Source organism: Lentzea sp. NBRC 102530, from assembly GCF_030269365.1.
GTDB lineage: Bacteria > Actinomycetota > Actinomycetes > Mycobacteriales > Pseudonocardiaceae > Lentzea.
In genome coordinates this window covers 66,805-90,804 of record NZ_BSTF01000017.1, presented here as the reverse complement: position 1 = coordinate 90,804, position 24,000 = coordinate 66,805, and the positions used below count along the sequence as shown (strand labels likewise).

Sequence of the window (24,000 nt, the reverse complement as noted above, 5' to 3'; positions counted from 1 at the left end):
CCCCCTTCTCGTTCGCGGTCGCTTGCGGAGTGGGAAACCCCTCCCGCGACCCGATCCGCTGCATCGACTTCTGTGGCCCGGCTCACCGATGTCTCGGTTCGGACGGATTTCGGCATGAATCCTTTTCATGTTCACGTCCATGAGCGAGCCTTCACCCCATGCGCATCATCCCTGCACTCGCGCTGGTGCCGCTGCTGCTCGTCCCGGTGGACGCAGCCGCCGCCCCCAATGGCGACTACTACCTGCAAAGCGCCGTGACCGGCCAGAACGCGGCCGTCTCCGGCACCGCCGTCCAGCAACACCGCCCCAAGGGCAACGAGGACCGCCAGCAGTTCTCGTGGAACGGCAGCACCCTCTCCGAAGGCGGCCAGTGCCTCGGCCGCAGCGGCGACACCGCCCAGATGACCAGCTGTTCCAGCCCCGACGCACAGTGGGTCGGCCAACTCGACGACCAGGACAGATACCGCTTCAAGGACCCCGGTGCCGACCGCTACCTGATCGCGTCCGGCACCGACCAGGTCCGCGTCGGCACCGGCGACGACACCTGGTACCTGACCCCGGTCACCCCGGTCCGCGTGCCCGTCCCCGCCGACCCGCGCCTGGACGAGATGACGTTCCTGACCTCCCACAACGCCTACGCGAACGGCGTAGACGGCGGCTTCATGTTCGCCAACATCGCCCCGAACCAGTCCCGCGGCATCGTGCAGCAGCTCAACGACGGCGTCCGCGGCTTCATGCTCGACATCCACCAGACCCCCGACGGCGCCATCCTCTGCCACAACAGCTGCACCGCCGTCATCCGTCCGGTGGCCCTGAACGTCGACCTCCAGCGCATCGTCGACTTCCTGAAGTCCCGCCCCACCGAGGTCGTCACGGTCTTCCTCGAGGACTACGTCTCCGCCGACGTCCTGCGCGCCGAACTGGCCCGTGTCCGGGGCCTGAACGACGTCCTCTTCCGGGCCGAGGGCGTCCGCGAGCACGGCTGGCCGACGTTGTCCCAGATGAGGGCCTCCGGCAAGCGTTTGCTCATCTTCACCGACCACGGCCGCGACGGCCGCGAGGACTCCGGCGTCCTCTACCAGAAGGACTGGACCGTCGAGAACTACTGGTCCATGGGTGCGGGCGTCGACGGCTCCGACTGGTCCTGCTACTCCCGCTGGGGCGAGAAGCCCCTCACCGCCACGGAAACCGGCTTCCGCCCGCTCTTCGTCATGAACCACTTCCGCGACGTCCCGATGGAGGGCACCGTCGCCACCGACAACTCCAAGGCCGTCAACCGGGCCCAGCGCTTCTGCGAGCCGGCGGCCCGCAAGACCCCGAACTACCTGGCCGTCGACTTCTACCACCGCAACACCCCGGCCCTGCCCGCCGAACGCCTCCCGTCCGGCACCGGCACCGTCGCACTGGCCGCGAACCCGGCCCTCTGCCTGGACAACAACGCGGGCGGCACCGCCAACGGCAACCCGGTCCAGACCTGGACGTGCAACAACTCCCACGCCCAACGCTGGCGAGTCGTCGCCGACGGCACCATCGCCATCTCCGGCAAGTGCCTCGACGTCAGCAACGGCGGCACCACCAACGGCACCGCCGTCCAGCTCTGGCAGTGCAACGGCACGGGCGCGCAGCAGTGGCGCGTGCGGGCCGACGGCTCCGTGCAGAACCCTCAGTCGGGCCTGTGCCTGGACAACCCGAACGCCTCGGCGACGCCCGGCACCCGGCTGAACATCTGGACCTGCAACGGAACCGCGGCGCAGGCCTGGAAGTTCCGCTAGGGCTTGCGGCCGATGCCCACGTAGACGTCGGCGGGATCGCCAACTCCGGCCGGGCCGAGTTCCGGGTGCCACTGCGGCGCCGAGACGACGCCCGGCGGGAGGAGTTCCAGGCCGGCGAACATCGGCTCGAACTCCGGGAGGGAGCGGAAGTACATCGGGTCGCGGCTGTGCTTCATGGCGTCGACGACGGCGCCCATCTCCTGCGGCTTGAAGTCGGCGGTGAGGTGGGAGAGGGCGATGAGGCTGCCGGACGGCATGGCGTCGCGGTAGCGGGCCACGACGTCGGCCGGGCCCTTCTCGTCCGAGACGAAGTGCAGCACGGCGACCATGAGCAGGCCGACCGGCTGGGTGAAGTCGATCAGGTCCTTGACGACCGGGTCGGACAGGACGTCGTCCGGGCGGCACATGTCGGCTTGGACGACGCCCGCCTTGTCGTTGTCCTCGAGGAGGAGTTGGCTGTGGGAGACGGCCACTTCGTCGTAGTCGACGTACACGACCCGTGCGTCCGGGTTTTCCTGTTGCACGATCTCGTGGACGTTGCCGACGGTGGGGATTCCCGAGCCCAGGTCGAGGAACTGGGTGATGCCCTTCTCCATCATCAGGAGGACGGCTCGGCGCATGAACGAGCGGTTCGACGAGGCGATGGCGCGGCCGTCGCGCAGGACGTGCAGCACCTTCTCGCCGACCATGCGGTCCGCCGCGAAGTTGTGGCCACCTCCCAGCAGGAAGTCGTAGACGCGTGCCGCGCTGGGCACGTCCGTGTTGATTCCTGCGGGCACCCATGCGAACGGCTCGGCCATGCCGACGAACCTACTCGCTTGTGCGCAGGCGTGTATCGGTCTGGATCGGGTGAAGGATCAGGAAAGCTGTTCCGCCAGTGCCGTTGCACCTGATGCGCGGGCTTCCGCTGCCAGCCAGGCCAGGTGGTCGTCGGCACGGGCCGATCGCAGATTCCTGCCCGCGTCGACTGCCTGGGCGGCGAACTCGGTGGCTCGCGCGAGGTTGCCCAGCGCGAGGTGGTTGCGGGCCAGGGCGGTCAGGGTCAGCGTTCGGGCGCGGCCTTCGCCGTACGTGCCCAGTTTCGCCGTCAGGGCCGTGATGGCGGTGGGTGGGTCGTCCAGCGTGCGGCGGTCCGCCCAGGCGTTGTGCGCGGCGACGAGGCCCAGCTGGAACGCCCGGTAGGCGTCGTCGGGTGCGTTGTGGTGCAGGAACATCCGGCCCGCTCGGGTGAGGACGGACGCGATCAGCGCCTCGTCCTCGGCCTGGCGGGCGAGGGTCAGGGCGTGGGCGAAGTGCGGCAGGGCGGTGCCGGGCAGGCCGCTGTCGAACGCCGTCCAGCCCGCCAGTTCGCAGACCTCGGCGACGGCGGTCCAGGTGGGAGGGTCGCCTGCGACGATCATCGGTTCCACCTCGGCGAGGTGTTCGAGAACCGCGCTGTGGCAGGCGATTCCGCCGTAGCGTTCGTCCAGGGCGCGCAACGCCCTGGTGCGTGCGGCGATCGTGGCGGCCGGTGTCTGAACGGACGGCACGCCGGACGGGACCCAGTCGAACGTCGGCGCGCCGACCATGATCCGGGCCGCGTGCTCCAGGAAGCGCTGCCGTGCGGCCGCGTTCTCCTCGGCCAGGTCCGCTGCCTCGGGGAAGCCGTCGGCGACGGCGGCCCGGCACCACGACAGGGCCTCGGTTTCCTCGCCGAGGGCGAACAGGACGCGGGCCAACCGCACCGCGGCGTCGCCGAGGCGTTGGTCGGCGGCCACCCGGAAGTGCACGGCCGCGTCCCGCAGGCGTCCGGCCCGTTCGGCCTGGGCGCCCAGGTGGTACTGGTGTTCGACGGCCTCGTCGAGCTCGAAGTCGTCCAGCAGCTCACTCATCACTGCCTCCGAGGATGCGCCGCAGCTCGGCCCGGCCGCGGGTGAGGTGCGTGCGCACGGTGGACTCGCCGACGGTGAGGACGGCGGCGATCTCGCTGACCGAGTAGCCGAGCAGGTGGTGCAACGCCACGGTCTCGCGGTGCCGGGGCGAGAGCTCGCGCAACGCGGCGTGCAGCGCCTCCGTTTCGAACGACGGCTGCACGACTTCAGGCACCGAAGCCACTAACGCCTCGTGCGAGTGCTTCTGCTGGTAGCGACGCATGAGTCGTATCGCGACCTTGAGCACCCACGCCTCGGGCTTGTCGTACGCGTGGATGTCCGCCCATCGGTGCTGAGCGATCACGAACGCGTCCTGCGCGATGTCGTCGACCACGCGCGTGTCGCCGCTCAACGCCGTGAGCGTCCGCGTGACCACGGGCCTGCACTCGCGGAAGAACTCGGCGAAGCCCTGGTCCACTGTCATCCCTTCAACGCCCGCGAGTGCCGTTCACCGCCCTGAGGCGACCTTCACCGGTGACAGGCGGTGAATGCGGCAAAGGCTGAGAAGAGGTCGCCGAATTCACCCGTTCGGGTTCATGCTGCCGCGGAGCGGGCTAGGGGAGCAGGTGGCGGAAGGCGGCGACGAGCAGCATCCGTTGCTGGTCGACGTCCAGCCCCTCGTCGGTCTCCTGGTCCTGCTTGAACGACTCGACGCGGACGGCGATGTCCACCACGTCGGAGGCGAGCTCCACAGTGGACTCGTCGTCCGCGATCGGTTCGTTCTGCTGGTACAGCTCGTAGGTGAAGCGCATGCCGATCGTGCCGTCGAACGTGATCTGCTCGGTCGGCAGCTGCAGCGCCTCGAACACCGACCGGTAGAGCGCGGAGCCGGTGAGGTGCAACGGGGTCATGACGACGTGCGTGGTGCCGAGGTCGTGGCTGCGCACCGAGATCGCGACCGTCGGGCCGTCCGGCGTGGGCGGGACCGGTTGCGGGAACACGGGGAGCTCGGACTTGCGATCGGCCCGCCAGGTCGCGACCAGGCGGTCGGCCGCGTCCACCAGGTCGATGTGCTTGCGCGGCGCGAGCAGCGGGGGCAGCGGTTCCTCGTCCAGCCGCACGATGAACAGGAAGGCGCGGCGGCGGGTCATCTCGAGGTTGAACGCCGCCGTCCAGTCCGCCGCGACCCACTCGCGGTGCGGGGTGTTCTCCGACCACAGCAGCACGTAGTAGTCCGACGTGGCCAGCGCCTCGTCGATCGCGGCGGTCGCGGTGTCGCCGGCCTCGGCCTCGTTCTCGTCCAGGTACGCGTTGACGTTGCGGGCCTCCAGTTCGGCGCGGAGCTTCTCGGCGTGGCCGCGGTCCTTCCCGGCGAACGACAGGAACACCTTGGGGCGGGTTTCGAGCGGCACGGGGTCTCCGTCCTTCCTGAGTCTTCTGCGCAGCGGGCCCGCTGAGGTCTGCACGCCCGCGTCGCCGTGCAGGGACCAGCAGGCCCAGTCGGCCGGGTGCCGGTCGGCGACTTCCTTCAGCGCGTGCTGCAGTGCGAGGTCTCTCGGGAACTTGGCCAGGTGGTGGTCGAACGCGTCGAGCACCTTGCGCCGCGCGTCGGCCGCCGGTTGCCAGCGGGCGGCGAGGACCGACGACGTGCCGGCGGTGATGGTCGCGTGGGCGAAACCGAGGTCGGCGGCGCCGAGCACGACCGTGCCGAACGCGCTGAAGTCCAGCTCCGCCAACGCTTCCGCGGACACCTGTTCGTCGGTGAACTGGAGCCACGACAACTCGGGGTTCATCCGGTCGTGCATGCCGTGGGCGTTGATGCGCACGCGCTGGCAGCGTCGTTCGTCCAGGACCCGTTGCAGTTCTTCGGCTTTCCCGACGATCTCGGCCTGGTCGCCGCGCTGCCCGCGGGCGCGGCGGTGCAACGGGCGCAGCGCCGACAGGTTCGGCAGGCTGGACAACGCGAGGACCCGGCCGAGGTGCGTGCCGGCGACCGGCAGGCCCGTCAGCGGGACGTCCGCCAGCAGGCCGTCCGCCACCACGACGACCCTGGTCGCGCCGGCAGGCAGGGCTTTCACGACCTCGTCCAGCGCGATCTGGTGGCTGAGCTCCTGGAGCAGCGCGCTGAGGACCGCCGGGTCGTAGCGGGGTTTCCAGGCCTTGATGCGGCGGATCGTGTCGGTGAGGTCGCCGACGTGCACGTCGGTCGTGAGGTGCGTGATACGGCGGCCCTTGACCAGCACGTGGTGCAGCCGGTCCGGGGTCGCGTGCATCATCCACACGACCTGGTCCCCGGCGAGGTGCCGGGTGGCGCGGGAGAGCCAGCGCCGCGCGGCCTTCAGTTCGGCGAACCCCGGCAGGTCGCGGTGGTCGGCCAGCGCCGTGCCGCGGGCGGCCTCGACGGCGACCACCAGTCCCGGCAACGCCTTCGCGCCCTCGCGGTGGACGCGGCGGGCGGCCGCGCGCACCCGGCCGTCGCGCACGTCCGGGGCGGTGCGCAGCATCCTGAGCTTGACGCTGGAGCTGTCGCGGTGGTCGGCGACGCTCTCCTCGACCCGGTGCGACTCGGCCCAGTGCCGGGTCGCGAGGGCCTCGTGGCCCGCGTCGGCGAAGGTGTCGCCGAGCTTGCGCAGGGCGAGCGCGGTGAGTTCGGCGTGGCCCGACCTGCTGGCGACCTCGAAGTGCTTCGCGGCCTGTTCGAGTTCTCCCTGTGCGTAGGCGAGTTCGGCGGCGGTGAGGTGCCACAGCGGGGAGTTCCCCTCGCCCAGCATGCCTTCCGCCTTCAGCAGTTCGTCGTCGGCGATCAGGCGGCGCACGTGGGTGAGCCTGCGCTCCGGGCGCAACGTCTGCGTGGCGTCGGGGAGCCGGGAGATGGCGTCCGGGCCCGCCGCGGCGACGAGCAGCGGGAACAGGCGCCGGGCCGCACCCGCCTGCCTGGTCATCACGAGCAGCACGGTCAGCTCGAACAGGACCGCGAACCGCAGCGCGGGTTCGATCTGGTAGCTGGTGGCGCACCTCGTCATCAACGCCAGCGCCTCGTCGTAGCGGACCTCGCGGCGCAACGCGGTGGCCCGTTGCAGGAACTCGGCGGGACTGCTCGGCGGGGTCGTGGTGATCTTCGAGACGCGGCTGCCCCTGCGGACGTCGAGCAGGACCCGGTCCCGGCTGACGTGCTCGAGGTGTTCCGGGCGGCCGGCGCGGCGGAAGTGGCGTTCGGCGGCGTCGAACTCGCTCTCCGCGGTGGGGTAGTCGTAGCGGTCGGCGGCGGCGAGCGCGGCGACGCGGGCGAGCCGCGCCTGTTCGAGTTCGGTGAGCTTGAGCTTGCGCAGTTCGCGGACGTCCTGCTCGGCACCGGTGTGATCCGTTGCGGCACTGCGGATCTGGGCCCGCAGGATGCGCAGGGTGGTGTCCTTGGTGCGGTCGAGGTACTCGTCGCAGCGTTGCGCGGCCTTGGTGACCGCGCCGAGGTTCAGCAGGGTGGCGCAGTGGTCGTGGGCCACCAGCGGGCTGATCCGGGCGGCCCGGCGGTAGGCGAGGTCGACGCCGAGCACGTTGCCGCGCAGCGCCGCGGACCTGGCGGCCTTGACCGCGTCCGCGAGCGGGGTGCCGGGTTCGAAGTGCATTCAGGCCCCGCAGCCCCTGGCGTCCATTGTGGGCCGTGGCGCATTACCGGGTCCTATGTCGCCCATGTCTCCGTCCGATCGGGAGGACCGGCGGGTGGACACGGCCGCGGCCGCTACGGCCGCGGTGAGACGCGTTCGTTGGCGCATGCACGATCCTCCGTGCGTCGCAGATTAACGATCCAGACGGCCCACAGATCGTTTGTCCACTTTCTGTCAACGAACTGCCCAAACGATCTTGTCGGTGCTCCTCGGCACACTGGATCCACCACCGATCCGAGGAGACCACGATGTGCTGGGACTGCGACCACCCCGCCGACCGCATGGAGGAGCACCTGGCGACCCTGCGCCGCTGCATCGACGCGCGCGGGTGGGCCGTGCAGGCGATGGACCGGGACAGAGCCCATCCGCCCTGGGCCTACACGGTCGGCCTGAGTCCGCACGGGCTGCCGGAGCTCGTCGTGACGGGCCTGCCCGTGCTGGAGGCGGGGCGCCTGCTCGACGCGGCGGCCGATCACGTCGTGCGCGTCTGCCTGCCGTCGCCGGGGGACCGCTTCACCGTGTCCGGGCAGTTGCTGGAGGTCGTGCGCGTCGAACGGCCGTGGGCGCACCTGCTGGTGTCCGCGCGGTTGTACGGCGAGGGCATCTCGGCGTTGCAGCTCGTGCACGCCGACTCCGCGGGGCGCTGGCCGTGGGACCGCGCGTACTCCGGCGTGCGGGGAGGGCAGCCGGTGCTGGGGATCAGGGCCTCACCGGACTGAGCGGGAGATCCGCTCGCCCAGGCCGCGCAGGTGCTCGACGAGTTCGCCGGGCCCGTGCACCACGAAGTCACAGCCCAGCAGGGTGAGCCGGAACGCGAGGTAGTCGATCGTGTCCTCGACGCTGTGCCACGTGCACGAGTCGTCGTCCACCGGCGTGATGTCGCCGGCGAAGTCCGCCAGGCGCGCCCGCGCGAGGTCCGCGGGCAGCCGCAGCGTCGCGTGTGCCCGGTAGGTGGGCGCTGAGTCGTACATCCTGCGTGCCACGAACTCCGCGGCGTCGCCGCCGGGTGGCACGCGCGGGGTGAACCGCGCCCCGGTGGCGAACGCCTCGGACACGCGGTCCAGCCGGAAGATCCGCCAGTCGTCCCGTTCCACGTCGAAGGCGAGGAGGTACCAGCGCCGGCCGAGCGCTACCAACTGAACAGGCTCCACGTGCCGCTTGGCGACCGCGCTCTCGTTGGTCACGTACGCGAACCGCAGCCGCTCGCGCGCGGTGGTGGCCGCCGCGATCACGGTGAGCTGGCCGGGATCGACGAGCGTGGCGAACGACGCCTCCGCCGCCGACGTGGCCTTCGTGAGCGCCGAAACCCGCCGGCCGAGCCGGGGCGGCAGCACCTGCTGCAACTTCGCCAACGCTCGCAGCGAGGCTTCGGCGATGCCCGCCACGGGCTGCCGCGCGGCCGTCCGCAACCCGACGGCGATCGCCACCGCCTCCTCGTCGTCGAGCAGCAACGGCGGCATGGCCGCACCCGCCACGAGCCGGTACCCGCCGAGCGCCCCGAGCGTCGCCTCGACGGGATACCCGAGGTCGCGCAACCGTTCGACGTCGCGCCGCACGGTCCGCCCGGTGACCCCGAGCCGCTCGGCGAGTTCGCTGCCCGGCCACTCCCGAGGTGTCTGCAGCAGGGACAGCAGGCGCAACAACCGAGCCGCATCACTCATGGTCGCCAACCTAAGCACGAACTAGGACCGGAACGGTCCTATCTGGGCCATACGGTCTTCCTCACCGAACTCGAAGGGGAGACCGATGAACGTTGTGCCCGAGGGTTACCACACCGTGACGCCGTGGCTGATCAGCCGTGGCCGGACCGCAGACCTGATCGACTTCATCGTCGAGGTCTTCGACGCCACCGAACTCGGCCGCGTCGGCGAGGCACCGAACATCGGCCACGCCGAGGTCCGCATCGGAGACTCGGTGGTGATGCTCTTCGACCAGCCGGACTGGACCCCGACCCCGGGCTTCCTGCGCCTCTACGTGGCCGACGACGCCGAGGTCCTGCGCCGGGCGGTGGAACTGGGTGCCAGGGTCGTCACCGAGCCCACGGAACTGTTCTGGGGCGACAGGGTCAGCCGCTTCGCCGACCCCTGCGGCAACCTCTGGTGGGTGCACCAGCGGGTCGCCCAGCCCACGCCGGAGGAGATGACCGCGCGGATGACGGACCCGGTGTTCGTCGAGGCGATGAACTACGTGCAGAGCGCGGTGTTCACCCCGCAGGCGTGACGCGGCGGGCTGGTGCCGCGGTGGGCACGTCACGCGGCTGGCTGGTGACGTGGCGGGCGGGTGGCCTGCCGGGTTGGTGACGTGGCGGGCGGGTGGCCTGCCGGGTTGGTGACGTGGCGGGCGGGTGGCCTGCCGGGTTGGTGACGTGGCGGGCGGGTGGCCTGCCGGGCTGGTGGCGCGGCGGGTACGTGACCCAGCGGGCAGGTGCCGCGGTACCGGCCGAGGTCAGTCGGCGGACGTCACCCAGCGGCTGGTGTCGCGGTACCGGCCGAGGTCAGTCGGCGGACGTCACCCAGCGGCTGGTGTCGCGGTGCCGGCCGAGCCCCACGGCGTCGAACTCGTCGAGGTGCTCGCCGCGCACGGCACCGAGCCGCCGGAGGGCGAGCGAGATGGGGGAGACGTCCGGCGGCGGGTCGCCGTGCCCGCGCACCAGCGGCCCGAGCACGAGGTGGCCCTGGTCCCAGACCTCGGCCCGCTGCGTGCCCACGCCACCGAAGTACTCCGCGTCCACGAGCGCGACCGGCCCGCGCGTCGACCACTCCGCGGGCCGTGCTTCCCCCGGACCGTCGGGCAGCGGCAGCAGTTCCAGGCCTTGGGCGAGCGGCACCGCGCCGTCGCCGAGCACCCCGGCCGGAGCGATGGCGGCCTGCAGGTCGTACATCAGCCGGTCACCCGCTCGCGTTCGTCCTCGGTCAGCGTCGGCTCCGGAGATGCCGACCGGGGCCCGCGCAGGGTCGCCCACAACACCTTGGGGCTCAACAAGTTCGCCATCGGCGCAGACAACGTGAAGGCGTCCAGGAACGCCCGCGTCACCGCCGCCTCCGTGGTGGCCGTGCGCACCAGCCGGTCCACGTACCGCTGCAACACCCGCCCGGCCAGCGGAAGGGGCTTGCCCACCGCACCCGGATACAGGATGTCCTGGTTGGTGGCCATGGCCCAGGCGCCGTCGACCACCTTGCCGATCCCGCGCTGGACCTGGTGCGCCGACTGCCCGGCGGCCAGTCCTGCGTCCAGCACCTCGGCGCTCTGCGCCGCGATCGACATCCCGTGCCCGTACACGGGGTTGTAGGTGGCGACCGAGTCGCCCAGCGCCAGCAACCCGGCGGGCCAGGCGCGCAGCCGCTCGAAGAACATCCGCCGGTTCGCCGTGCTGTGCGACCCGTACACCGGCGACAACGGCTCGGCGTCCGCGATCAGGTCGCCGACCACCGGGTTGCGCACCGAGCGCGCGAACGAGACGAACTCCGACTCCGAGGTCGTGGGTTCGCCGCCGCGCGTGCCGGACAGCGTGACCAGCCAGCGCCCGTCCTCGATGGGCAGCAACGTCGCGGTGCAGCCGGGGTGCGGGTCGCGGGGGTTCGCCTGCACGTTGACGATCGGGAACCCGGACACGGCCGTGGCAGGAGCCCGGAAGATCCGCGTGGCATAAGCAAGACCGGAGTCGACGCTCTCCGAGTGCACCGCGGGCAGCCCGAGCGAGACCAGCCACGCGGGCAGCCGCGAACCACGCCCGCAGGCGTCCAGCACCAGGTCGGCCTCGAGAGTGGTCTGCGCCTGGGAGACCCGGTCCGCGACCACCACCCCGGTCACCGCGTCCGAAGACCCCAGCAGCGAGACCGGTTCGGTGCCGGTCAGCACCGAGATCTTGTCGTCTCGCAACGCCTGGGAGCGGACCACCCAGTCGAGCAGGCTGCGGCTGCACGACACGATGAACTGCATCTCGGGGAACCGCGGCACCCACCCCTGCGCGCTCAGCGACACCAGGTCGTTCGGCACGCCGATGCGGTGGGCGCCGGCCTCGAACAACGCGTCCAGCGTGCCGGGCAGCAGCGTCTCGATCGCCCGCGCGCCACCGGACATCAGCAGGTGGGCGTGCCGGGCCTGCGGGACGCCGGAACGGGACGCGGGACCCTCGGGGAGCTTGTCCCGCTCCACCACGGTGACCTCGTCGAAGTGCCGGACGAGGACGGACGCCGCGAGCATGCCGGAGAGTCCGCCGCCGAGGACCACGGCGTGTGTCGGTGCCATCTAATCCATTCCCCCTGCTGCTTGCACCCGTGCCGCATCGGCGACGGCGGCGTCGACGATCGGCGAGTGCTGGTACGCCCGCGAGATCCGCACCCACCTGTCGTGTTCGGTGGCGAGGTCGGTGCCGTCGACGATCTCCGAGGCGGGCCGGCGCTGCGCGGGCTTCGAACGGCCGGACGTCCCGGCGGCGCGCAGCTGGGCGGCCTCCACGACGGCGGCCACCTCGTCCTTGGTCAGCGCCGCCTGCGCCGCCCGCGACGACGCGGCCTCGCCGACGTTCAGGTCGAAGTAGGGCGTCAAAGCCCAGCGCCAGTCGTTCAGCTCGATGATCTGCCGCCGCACGCGGTGGTGCGGGTTGAGGAACTTGCCCGGCGCCACCAGCACGATGCCGGGGTTCACGTGCACCAAAGCGCGGTGCAACGGCCGCAACGCGAAGTACGTGCGCCAGCGCCGCAGCCACAGCGACGGCGACGGGCGGCGCGGACCGAAGACCGGCAGCGCCATCGCGATCACCAGCGGGATCATCGACAGCGATGCCATCAGCGGCGCGGTGGTGCTCAGGACGTCGAAGCTGCGCTCGCCCGCCCAGTCCATCAGCAGCACGAACAGCTTGATGACCGCGAACGCCATCGGGAACAACGCCGCCGCGCAGTACCAGCGCAGCCCGAGCCGCAGCCACGGCCGCGCGGAGATCGCCGGGTCCCGCGAACCCTGCCAGCAGTGGTACGCCTGACCGCCGCAGCCGACCATCGTGGCCACGAGGTAGATGAACAGGAACACCGCGATCGTGGGCTGCGTCGCGTAGTGGGTGTCGAAGTCGATCTGGCGTTCCTCGTCGACCTCGGACTTGAAGAACAGCACGATCATGGCCGCGACGATGGTGGTGTAGCTGACGACGATCAGCCGGACCCGTTGCCACGCCTGGGCCGCCGGGTAGCGCCAGTACAGCACCAGCGCGAACGCCGCCCCGGCGAAGCACACCACGAGGCTGTAGACGAGCAGCGCGGCGAAGTTCGGCACGCCCGAGGCCCAGTTGATCCAGGTGATGTTGGCGGGCGCCGCGAACAGCACGGCGAACGCCGAGAAGAACACGGTCGAGATCAGCGCGACGACCCGGGGGCTGCCCCAGCTCGACCGCAACGCGCGGATCTTGTACGCGAGGAGGAGCAGGCCGACGATGCCGCAGGAGAGGTAGATCAGGTTAAAGATCGCCACGACGCACCCAGCGAGATCTTCCCTCGAGCGATTCGGCCACCCGGCGCACGTGCGCGGGTTCCTCGGTCGCGGCCGTGTCGGCCCAGACCCGGTGTTCGGTCAGCCTTTCCAGCAGGTGGTCGGCGAGGTTCTCGGCCTCGCGCTCCTCGTCCTCGGTCAGCGTCGTGCGACCGGCGATGATCTTCGCCATCCTCGGCAGGAGGCTCGGTGCGAGCCGGCGCATGCCCTCGTCCCGGGTGAGCGCGACGGGTTGGTGCTTCAGCAGCACGTGCGCGAACTCGTGCAGCAGCACGTGCAGGCGGTGGTACCAGGACGGTGAGTCGGCGCAGATGACGAGGTAGGTGCCGTTCTCCAGCAACGCGGTCGCGCCGCTCAGGCAGACCGCGTTCGTGATGGCGGCGAACCGGACGTCGACGGGGCGCCCCAGCCGTTCGCTCATCAGCTCGCAGACGCGGCGGCTCGCCTCCTGGTGCGTGGCGTCGGGCGGCAGGTCGAGGTCGCGGGCGACCTCGTCGACCAGCTTGCGCAGCTTCCTGCGGTTCACCCGTCGCCTCCTCTCGATGTCGTCTGCAGCGGTCCAGGCCGAGATCTTCACGCCGTCGTCGTCATCAATTGTGGTCCGCAGGTGTACGGCGGCTGTTCAGCGGGAACGACCACCCCTCGCCGCCCTCGAGCGCCTGCCGGAATCCTTCTACCGCAGCGGCGCGGGCCTGTGGGGAGAGATCGCCCGTCCGTTCGGCCAGACGGGTGACGAATTCGACGACGCCGAGTTCGCGCAGAGCGAGGAAATCCGTCAGCTCCGAATCCACTTTCGCCGCGAGGTCGTCGTCGAAGAAGTACGCGGGGTCGGCGCCGAAATGATCCGCGAGCCCCAGAATGTGCTTCAGTCGCGGATTGTCACTTGTATTGCTCAACAATTCACGGATGTAGCTCGCCGAGATGCTGCCGAACTGACCGGACGCGCTGATCGCGGCGGCGACCTCCTCGGGCGACCACGGCCCGCGGTCCGGCGGGTGCACGGCCTCGAAGAGCGTGCTCAACGCCGCCGCGCGCCACCCCGGTCTCTCGTTCGCGTGCAGGTCACGGCGCCCGCCGAGGAACGCGGCGGGGTGCACGCCGAGCGCGCCGGCGAGGTCGACGATCGCCTGGCAGGTGGGGTTGTCCTTCACGCCGAGCCGCAGCTGTGAGATGTAGCCGTGCCCGATGTCCCCACCCCGCGATTTGACCGCGGCGGCAAGCGCTACGTTGGTGACCTTGCCTCGGTTGTCGGGCGGGTTGGTGCACAGCTCGTTGAGGACCTCGGCGAACGGCCTCACGCCACACCTCCGCTGGAGCGACTCAGGGCCCAGTGATCGTTCCACTGCTGTGGAACCAAGAGATCATATGACATCACAGGGGTTGAATCCACCTGACCGTAGTCCTATGATCACACTCCGCCGCTTGCACTGATGTGTCGCGTTTGATCCGAACGACGTCACTTCAGTTGAAAGGGGCAGATCGGGCCGGTCGGAACTGAAGTCTGGGGGGACCTCATGGCGACTGTGCGAATGGGCTTGCCGGCGGAGCGAATGGGCTTGCCGGCGGACCGCGGTTCTTTGCGGCTGCACGACGAGAGCGCTCCCTCGCGGTGTGGTTCGTGCGCACAACCCGTTGGCGCGTGGGCGACCGACCGCCTGACGGGCCTGCTCGGCCGGTGGGGCTGGGACGACCAGGCGCCCGGGACGTACCGCCGCGCGCAACGCCGCTGGGAACACGTCGCGTTGCTGATGGTCGACCTCGACCGCTTCAAGAAGATCAACGACGAGTACGGCCACCCCGCGGGCGACGTGGTGCTGTCCGACGTCGCCGCCGTGCTGACCGCCCACACGCGACCGACGGACCTCGTGTGCCGCTACGGAGGCGATGAGTTCCTCGTGCTGCTGCCGCGCACCACGGGCGGTGAAGCGGCATTGGTCGCCGAACGCATCCTGCGCGGCGTGCGCGCGTTGCAGTCCGAGATCACCACCAACGACGGCCACCATCTGACGTTGCACGGCCAGACGGCGTCCATCGGTGTCGCGGCGCACGTGCCCTCCGCCGAGGACTCGCTGCTCGACCTGGTCCGCGACACCGACGCGGCCCTGCAGCGCGCCAAGCGGGCCGGCCGCGCCCGCGTCCAGGTGCACGACCCGAGCACCCACGCGACCGAACGCACCGACTCCGCGGCCCTGCACCACCTGCTGGCGTTGCAGGACCTGATGAGCAGCGACCAGCTCCCGCAGGTCCTGGTCGGCCTGTCCGACGGCGCCAAGTCGGCGGAGGAGCTGATCGCGGTCCTCGGCCCGCGCGTGATCATGACGTTGGAACGCCTGCAGGACAACGGCTTCGTGCTCCGCCGCGCGTCCCGCTACGAGCTGACGGCCGCGGCCCGCGAGTGGATCACCGACGTGCTGCCCGCCGTCGCCGCCTGGACGAACCGGCACCACGGCAGGGTCAACTAGGGACTGCGTCCCCGGTCCCGACCACAGGTGCCTTCTGGTGCCGTGCGGACAGATCGCGGCTCAGTGCGTGAACGTGGTGATGGCCTGCTGCGCCAACCACTTCTCGGCGTCGTCCCAGGACCAGCCGCACTCCTTGACCAGCGTCCGCCAGGCCCCGAACCCGAAGCAGAACCACAGCACGTCCGTGGCCCGTTCGACGTCCATCCGGAGAAGTCCCTTGCCCTCCAGGTGTTCGGCCGCCTCGCGCAGCGCCCGCCGGTAGCTCCGGGTGCTGTGCTCCCACAACGCCGCCCCGTCCTCGTGCACCGGGAACGCCGCGAACAGCACCTCGACGACCTGCTGCTCGCTCTCGTTGCCCATCCGGGTGCCCTTGGCCAGCACGGTGAGCGCGGCCGCGATCCCCTCGGTCTCCCGGATCGCCTCGATCACCGCTGCCGCGTCACTGCGGGCGATCGACTCGCTGACCACCTTGTGCAGGATCTCCGACTTGCTCCCCGCGCTCGTGTACACCGTCTGCGGTGCCACGCCCGCCCGCTTGGCGATCTCCGCGACCGTGACCCGCGCGTACCCGTTGGCGGAGAACAACTCCGCAGCCGCCCGCAGGATGTCCCGCCGCGTGTCGGCGGCGTCCTGCGCGCGGCGCGGGGAGTGGTAGGACCGAGTCATGGACCAGCTTCCAGTTGCGCGGCCACCTCGTGCGCGTCCGGCATGGCGGCGATCTCCTTGGCCACGGTGACGATGTTCTCCCGAATGCTCGCATCCGCGAGCACCCCGCGCACAGCCTCCACCACCGCGTCGGGCGTCTGCGCGGGCGGCGCCAGCGCCACGCCCACCTGAGCCGCCGCCACCCGCTCGGCCTGGAAGAACTGGTCGGCACCCTGCGGCAGCACCACGAGCGGAACGCCCTTCAGCAACGCGGCGGCGGTGGTTCCCGCGCCTCCGTGCGTGACGACGGCGTCCACGCCGTCCAGCAGTTCCTCCATCGGCGTGAACCCGACGAACCGCACCCGTTCCCGGTCGACGTCGAACTGCTCGGCCGTCGCCGCGAGCCCCAGCGTCACCACGACGTCGACGTCCAGTTCGGACAGCGCGCGGACCAGCGGACTGAGCTTCGCGGGGTCGCTGAACCAGGTCCCGAACGTCACGAGCACCCGAGGCCGCCCGCTCACCGGCACGCCCTCGCCCCCGGCCGCTGCGGGCTCCCGGAACGCCTCGGGGCGCAGCGGCAGCCACCCGGCGGGCTGCTGCCACTCGTCGGCCCGCATGGACGCGGGCCACGTGTCGAGCAGCCACGTCCGCTCCCGCCAGGCGAGCCCTCTGGCCTCGTGCCGGGTGCGGGCCAGGTCGTCCATGGCGTCGGTGAACACCGGCGGCAACGGCGGCCCGAACGCCAGCGTCGCCACGGGCACGTCGGACGCGGCGGCCACCAGCGGGCCGACGAAGTCGCACAACTCGGCCACCACCAGGTCAGGCCGGAACTCCGCCGCCGCGGTCAACGCCTCGTCCGCGGTCAGGTCGATCCGCGTGCCCGCGAAGAACTCCGCCACCGACTCCGGCGTGGGCGCACCGGCGGGATCGGCTCCGGTCCGCCGGGCGACCTCGGCGAACAACACGTCCGGCAGCGGTCCGGCCGGCAGGTGCCGGAGCCCCTGCGCCGCGACCACCGGCGCCATCCCCGCCGCCGTGAGCACGGCGACGTCGTGGCCGCGCTCACGGAAGGCGCGGGCGAGCGGGAAGAGGGGCAGCAGGTGACCGTGCTGAGGAACGCTGGAGAAGAGGATGCGCATATTGATCAGAGTACGCATCTAACGAATGTGGACAGTGTCGCCTGGATCACGCCCGGTGAGCCTAGGCGGTGGCGCCGACCCCCTTGATCCGGCCGTCCCGGAACGCGTCCACGAACAGCCGGTGGTCCTCGCGGGTCTGCCGGGCGTAGTCCAGCGCGAACTCCACGATCGAGGCCACGAAGTCGGTGTCGCGGTCCCCGATGGCCGCCGCGATCGCCTCCTCGCACTGGAAGTCGACGAGGGTCTGCGCCGAGTCCGAGTCGGAGACGCAGTGCATCTTGGCGGTGGCGCGGCCCAGGTAGTCGAGCACGGGCAGCATGTCGGCGGGCTCGGTGAGGTCCGACCAGTCGAGGTCCGCCTCGTAGGGCGAGAGTTCGGCGACGACGTAGCCGACGCCGTCGATCTGGGTGTGGCCGAGCCACGGGTCGGCGTGGGCCTGGAGGGCGCGCTGCGAGACGGCGGTGCGGTGGCCGTGGTCGGTGAAGTACTCGCGGATCCGGGCGTCGGGGACGATCCGGCTGGGCGCGGCGATGTTGGCCTGCTTCATGGAGAGCACGACGTCGTTCTCCAACGCCTGGGAGCGGCCCTCGACCAGGATGTTGTACGCGTGCAGGCCCGCCGAGCCGATGCCGAAGCCGCTGCGGCCGACGACGTCCTTGACGGCGTAGGTGCGCGACGACGCCCGCTTGCCGGTCGGAATGGTGTCCAGGTAGGACTCGTAGGCCGCGGAGACCTGGGCCAGGACGTCGGACGAGAGTTCGTGGGTGCCCTCGCGGTCGCGGCGGAAGCGGCGTTCGTAGCCGACGATGGTGGTCTTGTCGTCCAGCAGGCCGATCCGGGTGGCCAGCCGGGCTCGTTGCAGGACGCGGTGCAGGGCGCCTTCCGTGCTGTCCAGGCCGAGGCTGAAGAGCTCGTCGCCGGGGTGGTCGGCGAACGAGCGGACCTGCGAGACGTAGGACAGCAGGTAGGTGGTGATCAGCTCGGTGATCACGGTGTCGGGCAGGGCCTTGCGCCAGCCGAGCAACGCCATGGAGGCGGCGAAGCGGCGCAGGTCCCAGGTGAACGAACCGAGGTAGGCCTCGTCGAAGTCGTTGACGTCGAAGACGAGGGTGCCCTCGGAGTCCATGTAGGTGCCGAAGTTCTGGGCGTGCAGGTCGCCCTGGATCCACACCCGGCCGGTGCGGTCGTCGGCCCACTCGTCGGGCAGGCCGGCCATGTCGGCGTAGAACAGGCAGGCGCTGCCCCGGTAGAAGGTGAACGGCTCGGCCGCCATCTTGCGGAACTTGTGCCGGAACGCGGCGGGGTCGGCGGACATGAGGTCGGCGAACGCCTCCTCCAGCACGTGCACGATCTGGTCGCCGCGGTCGGTCATGGGTGCCCCTCTCTCCGGGTGCGAATCCCAACACGGCGGAGCGCCGCCGGAGGCGTGCGCATGCAAATTTCGTCTCCGGTTCGGCGTGCGTTCGGGTGCGAGGCCTCGCAAAACGGAAGAGCGAGCAGGAATCGAGAAGCCCGGCGCACGGACGCGCGCCTAGCGTCGACGGCGTGTGCTTCATGTTCGGAGCGAGCGAGGAGCAGGTGCGCCGCGTGCTCGAGGCGGCGCACCCGCAGGCCGGTGACGAGGAACCGGGCAGGGACGGATTCGACCGTCACACCCGGCACTCCAGCAGCTTCGAGCCCGACGAACCGCCGTAGGCGCTCGGGTCCACCTCGGAGCAGTGCGCGTCGATCCACTCCTGGCGGCCGTTGTCACCGCGGCCGTCGGGACCGCGCGCCCCCATCCGGTCGCCCGTGCCGAGCACGTACTTGAGCTTTCCGGAGGCGACCCAGGACTCCAGCCGGCCGACCGACGGCGCGTCGTCCGAGCCGGAGAACCCGCCCATGCCGATCACCACCTCGTCGGTGCCCATGATGAACGGCGACGCCATCTGCGCGGACCCGGCGACGGCCAGGGTGATCTCCGCGCCACCGCTGTTCTCCCTGGCGTAGGCCAGCATCCGCCGTTGCTCGTCGGTCAGCTCACGACCGCCCGGCGGCGATCCGATCTGCGGACGGGCGGGCCGGTCGCCGTCCTGCGGGGGCTGCCCGCCGGTGTAGAACTGCATGCCGCCGCCGCGCTGCACCGGCCCGGCCGCGGGCATCACGCCGTTGGTGCCGGCCGTCGCGGCGGTCGCCGAAGACCACACCGCCGGCACCAGCAACACCGCGACCACGGCCGCCACCAGTCCGGTCCGGCGCAGTCCGGCCAGCAGCACCGCGACCGCCGCGAACGCCACCGCGAGCACCGCCCACCGCAGCCAGCCGTGCCACGACGGGTCGCGCGAGACCACCACGAACGCCCACCCGGCCGTCACCGCCACCGACACCGGCAGCAGGAACCGCACGAAACTCCTGGCACGCCAGAACATCACCAGCCCGGCGGCGCTGATCGCCGCGATCGCCGGTGCCAGCATCGTCGTGTAGTAGGGGTGGAAGATGCCCTGGGCGAAGCTGAACACCGCCGCCGTGATCAGCAGCCACCCGCCCCACAGGAACCAGCCCGCGCGTTCGGCCGGGGCGCCGGGAACGCCTCGGCGCCACCGCAGCACACCCGCCACCGCGACGACGACCAGGACCAGCAGGCTGAGGGGCAGCAGCCAGGAGATCTGGCCGCCGACGGAGGCGTCGAACATGCGGGTGGCACCGGGCTGGCCGCCGAACATCGCGCCACCGCCGGGGCCGCCGAACTCCATCGGGCCCTGGCCGGTGGGCACAGCGCCGGAAGGCAGGCCCGAAGGTGGCCCGCCACCACGGTTCCCGCTGCCCCCGAACACCCGCCCCAGCCCGTTGTACCCGATGATCAGGTCCCAGGCCCCGCCGTCGGTGCTCCCGCCGATGTACGGCTTCGACCCGGGCCAGAACGCGTGCAGCGCCACCCACCAGAACGACGACACCACCAGCACCCCGGCCGCCGCGAGCAGGTCCAGCACCTTCCGCCGCCAGGCCCCGGAAGTCCCCACCAGGTAAGCCAATCCGAACGCGGGCACCACGATCCAGGCCTGCAACATCTTCGTCAGGAACCCGCACCCGACGAAGAAAGCGCACCACAGCAACCACTTCGTGCGAGGACGAGCCTCCACCGATCGCACCGACCGCGTGAACGCGTAGGCGGCCGCGACCAGCACCAGCACCAGCAACGTGTCCGGGTTGTTGTCCCGGTTGATCGCCACGGTGATCGGCGTCAACGCGAGGATCAACGCCGCGAGCAGGGCCACGCCCTCGTCCGCCCACAGCCGGACGGTCCGGTGCAGCAGGAACACCGCCGCCACACCCTCGACGACCTGCGGCAGCAACACCGCCCACCCGCTGAACCCGAACAGCCACACGGAGACGGCCTGCGGCCACAACGCCATCGGCGGCTTGTCGACCGTCACCACCCCGGCCGGGTCGAACGACCCGAACAGGAAGTTCGTGAACGACGTCGACATCGACTTGGCGGCGGCGGAGTAGTAGGAGTTGCCGACCTGCCCGCCCCAGATCGCCCAGCCGTACAGCACCCCGGCGAGCACGCAGATGAAGACCAAAGCCCAAGCAGGCCAACGGGAACGGCTGGCGAGGTCCGGCGGTGCGGCCGGTGGAGCCACTGCAGCAGTGGCGGTCATCGAACGTCCTTTCGTTCGGTCCTGCGGAACACCCAGCTCCGCAACAGGAAGAAGCGCCCCACCGTGCCCAGCGCCGAGGAACCGAGCAGCACCAGCAGTTCCAGCGTGCGCGGCGGTGAGGCCGAAACCGCGTGCAGCACGAGCAACGCGGCCGAGGTGAACGCGTAGTACAGCCCGAACACCACGAACCCCTGCAGGTGCGTTCTGCCGCGGGAGGCGTTGCGGGCGGTGAAGGTGAAGCGCCGGTTCGCCTCGGTGTTGAACAAGGTCGTGATCACCAGCGCGGCGAGGTTCGCCCCGAGCACCGGCCACCACAGCCGGAACATCCCGTACAGGGCCAGGTTCGCCAACGTCGAGATCACCCCGATCACCGCGAACGACAGCACCTGCCAGGAGAGCCCGCCGGAACTGCGGCTCAGCACGGCGTCCGGGTGGATGGCGCGCGGCAGCGGTCGCTGCGGCAACCCGGTCACCAGCGCCGTTCCGTTGGCCTTGGCCCGCGCCACCCGGATCAGGCCCTTGACGTCGTCCAGCGCCGTCCGCACGACGTCGACCCGGCTGTCCACGTCCTCGACCCAGTCGACCGGCACCTCGTGCACCCGCAACCCGTTGTGCTCGGCGAGGAGCAGCAGTTCGGTGTCGAAGAACCAGGCGTCGTCGGAGGCCTGCCCGAGCAACGGCCGCACGACCTCGGTGCGTGCCGCCTTGAACCCGCACTGGGCGTCGCTGAACTTCGCCCCGTGCGTCATCCTGATCAACGCGTTGTAGGCGCGCGACACCAGTTCCCGGCGAGGCCCGCGCACGGTCCGCGAACCGGGGGCGAGCCGGGAGCCGATCGCGAGGTCGGAGTGGCCGTTGAGCAGCGGCGCGACCAGCGGCAGCAACCCGTCCAGGCCGGTCGACAGGTCCACGTCCATGTAGACGACCACGGCCGCCTCGCTGGCGCCCCACGACTCCCGCAGCGCGAGTCCGCGGCCCTTGCGGTCGAGGTGGTGCACCCGGACCCGCTCGTACTTCGAGGCGAGGTTCCAGGCGACCTCCAGCGTGCCGTCGGTGCTCGCGTTGTCGACGACGACGATCGACCAGTCGAAGGGGAACTGCTCGCTCAGGAACGCGTGCAGCACCTCGACGCAGCCGGGCAGGGCCCGTTCCTCGTTGTAGACGGGGATCATGATGTCGACCGTCCCCGTGGCCTGTGCGGTGCTCACCGTCATGCCATCTCCGTTCCACTGTGGACACAGCTGTGACCGTTGTGGGACCGAGCCTGCTGATCCTTCTGTGAGAACGTCCTTGGGTTGCGCTGAGAGAATCGTGAGAGCGCGGATGCACAGCTGGCTCACAGCGAGGCGCCCTACCGTCTTCGAGCATGAGACTGCTCGTGGTGGACGACGACCCCGACGTGCGGGACAGTCTGCGGCGCAGCCTCGAGTTCGAGGGCTACGAGGTCACGACCGCCGCGGACGGTGCCGAGGCGCTGCCCCTCGTCGGGCACGCCGACCTGGCCATCCTCGACCTGATGATGCCGAACCTGGACGGCTCGGAGGCGTGCCGGCGGATCAGGGCCGCGGGCGTCCGGCTGCCCGTGCTGATGCTCACCGCCCGCGACGCGCTGGGCGACCGCGTCACCGGCCTCGACGCTGGTGCCGACGACTACCTGGTCAAGCCGTTCGCGCTGGAAGAACTGCTGGCCAGGGTGCGTGCGCTGCTCAAGCAGAACCGCCGCCGCACCGCGCCGCGGCTGCTCAGGTTCGCCGACCTGAGCATGGACCCGCAGGCCCGCGAGGTGCTGCGCGGCACCGCCAGGCTGGACCTGACGCCGACCGAGTTCGACCTGCTCGCGGTGTTCCTGAACGACCCGGACCGGCTGCTCACCAAGAAGCACCTCAAGCACGCCGTGTGGGGCAAGGACCAGGGCACCAACCTGCTCGACGTCTACATCGGCTACCTGCGCCGCAAGACCGAGTCCGGTGGCCGCCCGAGGCTGCTGCACACCGTGCGGGGCATGGGTTTCATCCTGCGCGAGTCACCGTGAGGAGCCCGGTCCTGTTGCGCGGCAAGCTCGCGCTGATCACCGCGTTCGTCGTGGCGGTCGCGATCGCGGGCATCAGCGTCGTCACCTGGATCGCCACCGAGCACAACCTCCGCTCGCAGCTCGACAAGTCGTTGCTCGCCAGCACACCGCCGCCCCGCGTCAAGATCCGCTGCGACGACCCCGCGCCGCCGCAGGGACTCCAGCAGGTGTTGCAGGGCATCCAGACCCTGGGCGTCGACGGGCACACCTGCGCCCCGCCCGGCGTCGACCCGGTCGTCACCACCGCCGGTGACCTCGTCACGACACCGATGTTCCGCGACGGCGTCACCGAAAGCGGCGCCCCGGCGCGGATCCTCGTCCAGCCGATCGGCACGGGTGACGTGCTGATCCTCAGCCGCAGCACCGCCGAGATCGACAGCACCCTCACCACCCTGGCCGGTGTCCTCGCGGCGGTGTCGATCCTGGGCGTGCTGCTCGCCGCGGGCGCCGGGCTCTGGCTGACCCGCCGCGCCCTCGCCCCGATGGAACGCCTCACCGCCGCCGCCGAACACATCGCGCGCACCGAGGACCTCGCCACACCCGTCGAGGTCGACGGCAGGGACGAGGTCGGCCGCCTCGGGCGTGCGTTCGCGTCGATGACCGCCGCCCTCGCCGAGTCCAGACGGCGGCAGAAGGACCTGGTCGACGACGCCGCGCACGAGCTGCGCACCCCGTTGACCAGCCTGCGCACCAACATCGACCTGCTGGTCCGCAGTGAACGCACCGGGAGACCGCTGCCCCAGCGCACCGAGGTCCTCGACCGCCTCCAGGCCCAGAGCCAGGAGTTCGGCGACCTCGTCACCGAACTCGTCGTGCTCGCCCGCGACGACCGCGAACTGGCGCAGGACGACGTCGAGGTCGCCGAGGTGATCGACAAGGCGGTCCGGCGCGCCCGCAGCCGTTCCCGCGACCACGTCTTCGACGTCGACCGCGAGCACTGGTCGGTGGTCGGCGACGCCGGCGCGCTGGAACGCAGCGTCCTCAACCTCCTCGACAACGCCGTGAAGTTCTCCCCGCCGTCCTCCACGATCACCGTCCGGTCGAAACCCGGCTGGCTCACCGTCAGCGACGAGGGACCGGGCGTGCCGTTCGAGCACCGCAACGCCGCGTTCGAACGGTTCTGGCGCGCCCCGGACGCCCGCCGCCTGCCCGGATCGGGACTGGGCCTCGCGATCGTCGCCGACGTGGTGGCCGTGCACGGCGGGAGCGTCCGGTTCGAACCGGGACCGCGCGGTGCGTCCGTTCGCGTGGATCTGCCCGAGTTCCGTTGAGCG

General features: G+C 70.9%; 22 protein-coding genes. 7 read left to right on the top strand and 15 right to left on the bottom strand.

The features are described from left to right. Nucleotides 1-158 precede the first annotated feature (158 nt). A complete protein-coding gene (locus tag QSK25_RS35530; protein WP_285644902.1) occupies nucleotides 159-1,772 on the top strand; it encodes an RICIN domain-containing protein in 1,614 nt (537 codons plus the stop codon). On the opposite strand, the gene QSK25_RS35525 is transcribed toward QSK25_RS35530, so the two are convergent. From QSK25_RS35525 to QSK25_RS35510, 4 genes are all read right to left on the bottom strand, one after another. After that, nucleotides 1,769-2,572 (bottom strand): SAM-dependent methyltransferase, encoded by an 804-nt coding sequence (locus QSK25_RS35525; protein ID WP_285644901.1) that lies wholly within the window; start codon nucleotides 2,570-2,572, stop codon nucleotides 1,769-1,771. The genes QSK25_RS35530 and QSK25_RS35525 overlap by 4 nt on opposite strands. A gap of 57 nt (nucleotides 2,573-2,629) precedes the next feature. Continuing rightward, nucleotides 2,630-3,643 (bottom strand): NsdA family TPR-like regulatory protein, encoded by a 1,014-nt coding sequence (locus QSK25_RS35520; RefSeq protein WP_285644899.1) that lies wholly within the window; start codon nucleotides 3,641-3,643, stop codon nucleotides 2,630-2,632. Then, nucleotides 3,636-4,106, bottom strand: a complete 471-nt coding sequence (locus QSK25_RS35515; RefSeq protein WP_285644897.1) for an RNA polymerase sigma factor — start codon at nucleotides 4,104-4,106, stop codon at nucleotides 3,636-3,638. The genes QSK25_RS35520 and QSK25_RS35515 overlap by 8 nt, the downstream gene beginning before the upstream one ends. Nucleotides 4,107-4,236: 130 nt before the next feature. Continuing rightward, entirely contained in the window at nucleotides 4,237-7,245 is a 3,009-nt protein-coding gene (locus QSK25_RS35510) for a TIR domain-containing protein (RefSeq protein ID WP_285644895.1), read from the bottom strand. Nucleotides 7,246-7,532: 287 nt separating this feature from the next. Here QSK25_RS35510 and QSK25_RS35505 point away from each other — a divergent pair, with 287 nt between their 5' ends. After that, nucleotides 7,533-8,003: a DUF4262 domain-containing protein gene (locus tag QSK25_RS35505; RefSeq protein WP_285644893.1), complete on the top strand. Its 471-nt coding sequence runs from the start codon at nucleotides 7,533-7,535 to the stop codon at nucleotides 8,001-8,003. Here the strand turns inward: QSK25_RS35505 and QSK25_RS35500 are convergent. Beyond that, nucleotides 7,992-8,945, bottom strand: coding sequence for a helix-turn-helix transcriptional regulator (locus tag QSK25_RS35500; protein WP_285644891.1), 954 nt, complete (start codon nucleotides 8,943-8,945; stop codon nucleotides 7,992-7,994). The two genes, QSK25_RS35505 and QSK25_RS35500, sit on opposite strands and share 12 nt — an antisense overlap. Nucleotides 8,946-9,030: 85 nt before the next feature. On the opposite strand from QSK25_RS35500, the gene QSK25_RS35495 reads away from it, so the two are divergent. After that, nucleotides 9,031-9,504, top strand: a complete 474-nt coding sequence (locus tag QSK25_RS35495) for a VOC family protein (RefSeq protein ID WP_285644889.1) — start codon at nucleotides 9,031-9,033, stop codon at nucleotides 9,502-9,504. Between the two features lie 274 nt (nucleotides 9,505-9,778). Here the strand turns inward: QSK25_RS35495 and QSK25_RS35490 are convergent, their stop codons facing one another. From QSK25_RS35490 to QSK25_RS35470, 5 genes are all read right to left on the bottom strand, one after another. Further along, on the bottom strand, nucleotides 9,779-10,165 hold the full coding sequence (locus QSK25_RS35490) for a hypothetical protein (RefSeq protein ID WP_285644887.1): 387 nt from the start codon (nucleotides 10,163-10,165) through the stop codon (nucleotides 9,779-9,781). Next, nucleotides 10,165-11,532 carry an NAD(P)/FAD-dependent oxidoreductase gene (locus QSK25_RS35485; RefSeq protein ID WP_285644885.1) on the bottom strand — a complete coding sequence of 456 codons (1,368 nt, stop codon included), beginning with the start codon at nucleotides 11,530-11,532 and terminating at the stop codon, nucleotides 10,165-10,167. The genes QSK25_RS35490 and QSK25_RS35485 overlap by 1 nt, the downstream gene beginning before the upstream one ends. Continuing rightward, a complete protein-coding gene (locus QSK25_RS35480; protein WP_285644883.1) occupies nucleotides 11,533-12,747 on the bottom strand; it encodes an MAB_1171c family putative transporter in 1,215 nt (404 codons plus the stop codon). After that, entirely contained in the window at nucleotides 12,734-13,291 is a 558-nt protein-coding gene (locus tag QSK25_RS35475) for a hypothetical protein (protein ID WP_285644878.1), read from the bottom strand. The genes QSK25_RS35480 and QSK25_RS35475 overlap by 14 nt, the downstream gene beginning before the upstream one ends. A gap of 64 nt (nucleotides 13,292-13,355) precedes the next feature. Continuing rightward, entirely contained in the window at nucleotides 13,356-14,063 is a 708-nt protein-coding gene (locus QSK25_RS35470; protein ID WP_285644872.1) for a hypothetical protein, read from the bottom strand. Between the two features lie 216 nt (nucleotides 14,064-14,279). Here QSK25_RS35470 and QSK25_RS35465 point away from each other — a divergent pair, with 216 nt between their 5' ends. Next, nucleotides 14,280-15,227 carry a GGDEF domain-containing protein gene (locus QSK25_RS35465; protein WP_285644869.1) on the top strand — a complete coding sequence of 316 codons (948 nt, stop codon included), beginning with the start codon at nucleotides 14,280-14,282 and terminating at the stop codon, nucleotides 15,225-15,227. Between the two features lie 60 nt (nucleotides 15,228-15,287). Here the strand turns inward: QSK25_RS35465 and QSK25_RS35460 are convergent, their stop codons facing one another. From QSK25_RS35460 to QSK25_RS35450, 3 genes are read right to left on the bottom strand one after another with little or no spacing between them, the layout of a single operon-like run. Further along, on the bottom strand, nucleotides 15,288-15,893 hold the full coding sequence (locus QSK25_RS35460; protein ID WP_285644868.1) for a TetR/AcrR family transcriptional regulator: 606 nt from the start codon (nucleotides 15,891-15,893) through the stop codon (nucleotides 15,288-15,290). Beyond that, nucleotides 15,890-17,032, bottom strand: a complete 1,143-nt coding sequence (locus tag QSK25_RS35455; protein ID WP_285644867.1) for a glycosyltransferase — start codon at nucleotides 17,030-17,032, stop codon at nucleotides 15,890-15,892. The genes QSK25_RS35460 and QSK25_RS35455 overlap by 4 nt, the downstream gene beginning before the upstream one ends. Nucleotides 17,033-17,075: 43 nt before the next feature. Further along, nucleotides 17,076-18,386 carry a DUF2252 domain-containing protein gene (locus QSK25_RS35450; protein ID WP_285644866.1) on the bottom strand — a complete coding sequence of 437 codons (1,311 nt, stop codon included), beginning with the start codon at nucleotides 18,384-18,386 and terminating at the stop codon, nucleotides 17,076-17,078. Nucleotides 18,387-18,559: 173 nt separating this feature from the next. Here QSK25_RS35450 and QSK25_RS35445 point away from each other — a divergent pair, with 173 nt between their 5' ends. Beyond that, complete coding sequence (locus tag QSK25_RS35445) at nucleotides 18,560-18,709, top strand: hypothetical protein (RefSeq protein ID WP_285644864.1); 150 nt, start codon at nucleotides 18,560-18,562, stop codon at nucleotides 18,707-18,709. Here the strand turns inward: QSK25_RS35445 and QSK25_RS35440 are convergent. Beyond that, on the bottom strand, nucleotides 18,664-20,655 hold the full coding sequence (locus QSK25_RS35440) for an ArnT family glycosyltransferase (protein ID WP_285644863.1): 1,992 nt from the start codon (nucleotides 20,653-20,655) through the stop codon (nucleotides 18,664-18,666). The two genes, QSK25_RS35445 and QSK25_RS35440, sit on opposite strands and share 46 nt — an antisense overlap. Further along, nucleotides 20,652-21,869, bottom strand: a complete 1,218-nt coding sequence (locus tag QSK25_RS35435) for a bifunctional glycosyltransferase family 2/GtrA family protein (protein ID WP_285644861.1) — start codon at nucleotides 21,867-21,869, stop codon at nucleotides 20,652-20,654. Before QSK25_RS35435 ends, QSK25_RS35440 begins: the two co-directional genes overlap by 4 nt. Before the next feature lie 152 nt (nucleotides 21,870-22,021). Here QSK25_RS35435 and QSK25_RS35430 point away from each other — a divergent pair, with 152 nt between their 5' ends. Then, on the top strand, nucleotides 22,022-22,687 hold the full coding sequence (locus QSK25_RS35430) for a response regulator transcription factor (protein WP_285644858.1): 666 nt from the start codon (nucleotides 22,022-22,024) through the stop codon (nucleotides 22,685-22,687). Beyond that, complete coding sequence (locus QSK25_RS35425) at nucleotides 22,684-23,997, top strand: sensor histidine kinase (protein WP_285644856.1); 1,314 nt, start codon at nucleotides 22,684-22,686, stop codon at nucleotides 23,995-23,997. The genes QSK25_RS35430 and QSK25_RS35425 overlap by 4 nt, the downstream gene beginning before the upstream one ends. Nucleotides 23,998-24,000: the final 3 nt, after the last annotated feature.